4 protein-coding genes are annotated in these 2,676 nt (G+C 56.5%); 1 reads left to right on the forward strand and 3 read right to left on the reverse strand.

Annotation, left to right across the window (positions count from 1 at the left end):
* The 3 genes from VGK48_19945 to VGK48_19955 form a co-directional block, all read right to left on the reverse strand.
* Nucleotides 1-265 (reverse strand): DUF6788 family protein (locus tag VGK48_19945; protein ID HEY2383454.1); only part of this gene is annotated, 265 nt, incomplete at its 3' end.
* Between the two features lie 136 nt (nucleotides 266-401).
* Nucleotides 402-1,646, reverse strand: a complete 1,245-nt coding sequence (locus VGK48_19950) for an ISKra4 family transposase (GenBank protein ID HEY2383455.1) — start codon at nucleotides 1,644-1,646, stop codon at nucleotides 402-404.
* 74 nt (nucleotides 1,647-1,720) lie between these two features.
* On the reverse strand, nucleotides 1,721-2,119 hold the full coding sequence (locus VGK48_19955) for a DUF6788 family protein (GenBank protein ID HEY2383456.1): 399 nt from the start codon (nucleotides 2,117-2,119) through the stop codon (nucleotides 1,721-1,723).
* Nucleotides 2,120-2,304: 185 nt separating this feature from the next.
* Here VGK48_19955 and VGK48_19960 point away from each other — a divergent pair.
* The coding region (locus tag VGK48_19960) for a hypothetical protein (GenBank protein ID HEY2383457.1) at nucleotides 2,305-2,676 on the forward strand (372 nt) is incomplete at its 3' end.

Raw genomic sequence — 2,676 nt, forward strand, 5'->3', positions numbered from 1 at the left:
GATGGAACTCGGCAACCTCATGTTGCGCCTTACGCAACGCGGCAGGACTGGGGAAGGACTCGGTCACGCTCTTGCCCGCGACTCGTCGGGTCAGACGGAACTGAGGATCGTGGCCGGGATCATTGGGCTTGGCGCAATGACAGGACGGTTTACCGCAGCGGCGCACTACGGCCGTGATCGAACCCGGCCGCAGATCGCCCAGGCGGAGGAATTCTTCAAGGAGTCCGGATCGCTGCGATTCAAGACCTTCGAGGATGTGAGGCATGGAGCTTCCTTTCTGAACGTTATTATACGTTCAGCAATATGTCACAAAAAAAGAAAACTGCTCAGATGACAGCTTCCATGTCGCCCACCCCTCGGCGGGAATACTCAGCGGGGGGCGGGCGACATAGAAGTGGAGATCAAGCGGCCCGACGCGACTCCCAGTAGTCCTCAAAGCGGTTGTTGAGATGGCAACATCGCAAAGCGATGATTGCATTGGCGCCACGAAGGGTCCAGAACATGCCGGACTGTTTGAGGCGGGAGCCGATGACGGTCTTACAACCAGCTTCGATGACACCGGAGCCGACGAAGAGATGCTGGCGGCGAAACTTCGGGTAGCGCATACGCTCGGTGTTTTTTTCAAAGTAATCCGCCTCGATACGAAGCTTGTCGACAACCTCCGGATTGGTTAAAACTGTCGACCGAAGCGCGAGAACCAGCTTTTCGATTTTCCCTTTGTCGAGTAACCGCTTCTGGTGGATCTTCATCCAGACTTTCTGCTTCACGTCGTCGTTGGGATGCAGTTTGCGCGCTACATCCCACAAGTGTTGGCGAGCGTGATACAGATCTACGATCTGGATCGCACCCGGAAAGTGCACGTCGGCGTTATTCCAGATCCATTCGGCCCCGTCGCCAATGACGACTTTCTTTTCCGCGCGGTTCCAGCCGCGCTGCCAGGCTTCCAGGTAAATTCGTTTACCGAACTCGTCGGCATTTTCGATGCCACCGGTGTAAGTGGTGGAATCAGGATCGCGGATGGGGTAGCCCTCTTTGTCACATGTGGTCTGCGTGAAAACGCATCCGAGTTTGACTTCCCGTGTGTGGGCGGGCCGGCCTTCTGTCTTGCCTTGCCGTCCCACCGTCTCTTTCTTCACTACCGGTATTCCCGTGCCATCCATTTCGATATACAGGATCGGGATCGGTTCTCCCACTATTACCGGCAGATCCAGTTGTACGGCCCGCTGAATCTCTTTCTGCTCGCCTGCGGCGATATCGCCTCCGATTGCTTCCGCCGTGCGCTCCACGGCTTTGGTCGTCACCTCCAGACCGGCCAGCAGTTCCATCTGTCGGCGTCCATGATCGAAAGGCGCTTCCGCACCAACCAGCGCCAGCATGCGTCGAACGCCGGGTGACAGATCTGTCCCATCTATATCGAAACCGGCATCGGCGGGAAACTGGCCGTGATGGCATTGCGGACACAGATACCAGGGTCGCAGGAACTCCACCTGGCCCACTACAGTGAGTATGCGTCGGGAACGCATTTCGCGGTAACGAGCCTTCTGGCCGCATTGACAGAGAATCCCGCGTTTGTCCTGGTCTGGCGGATCACATCGCAGTAACTGGCTCAGCGCTGCCGCTCCGGCCCGATGCATCGCGGCCCGCATGGCCAACTCCACCGCTTCCAGATCGAGGCTGCCGGATTTACGAAAATCCTGAAAAATGAGCCGGAGCAGCCCGCTTACTTCCCGCTCGACTTCCCGTTGAAGCGCTTCCGCCGTTTTTTTTCCTGCGGCGATAACGAACTCTCAATCGGGCGTACGGCGCAGAGTTGTTCGCTTACCTCAACCACCTGTTCGCAGAGACTCTGAAAATGATGAAACTCTTCCACTTCAAGTTGTGCCTTTCGCAACGCCGCCGGTGAGGCGAACGTCTCGGTTACCGTCTTGCCCTGCACCTTCCGCGTCAGCCGGAAGTTCGGCCCATGGCCGATGCTTCCGACTTTGGCACAATGGCAAGTTGATTTTCCGCACTTTCCGGAAGTCGCGGTGATCGAACCTCGCCGCAGATCTCCGACTGAGCCAATTCGCTTCAACAGATCGGCCCGCTGCTTTTCCAACTGGAGTTCAGGATCAGACATTATTTTGCGCTCCCGGTCTTAGCGTATCTAAACGCTAAGATTCATGCCACAAAAAAAGAAAACTCGACAAACTGCCTTTCATGTCGCCCACCCGTCGCACGGTTGCTACCCCAAGTGACCGCTGTTCGTCATATAATCAGAAGTAGCGAGCCTGCGAGCGCACCGTTTTCGTTCCCCGCCGCGTCATGAAAATTATGAAAAGCCGCACGAAATTCATCGTCGTGATGTCGTCCACCTGCCTCGTGGCTTTGCTGCTGCTGGGCGGCGTCGTCAGCAAAGGGGCGCCGGCCGAAGCGAGTGCCGCGGCTACGTCGGACAACAGCATTTATAAGCATCTTGAGGTGTATTCGGAAGTCCTCTCGCGCATCAAGAGCGAATACGTAGAGGAGCCGGACATGAGCAATGTCACGCTCGGCGCGATGAACGGGTTGCTCGAAGCGATCGACCCTTACGCGAGCTACCTGAATGCTGATCAGTACAAGGATTACCTGAAAAATTACGACACGTACCGCGGCGATCTTGGGATGGTGCTGGCGAAGAAATATGGCTACGTGACG

The organism is Terriglobia bacterium (genome assembly GCA_036496425.1).
Classification (GTDB): domain Bacteria; phylum Acidobacteriota; class Terriglobia; order 20CM-2-55-15; family 20CM-2-55-15; genus 20CM-2-55-15.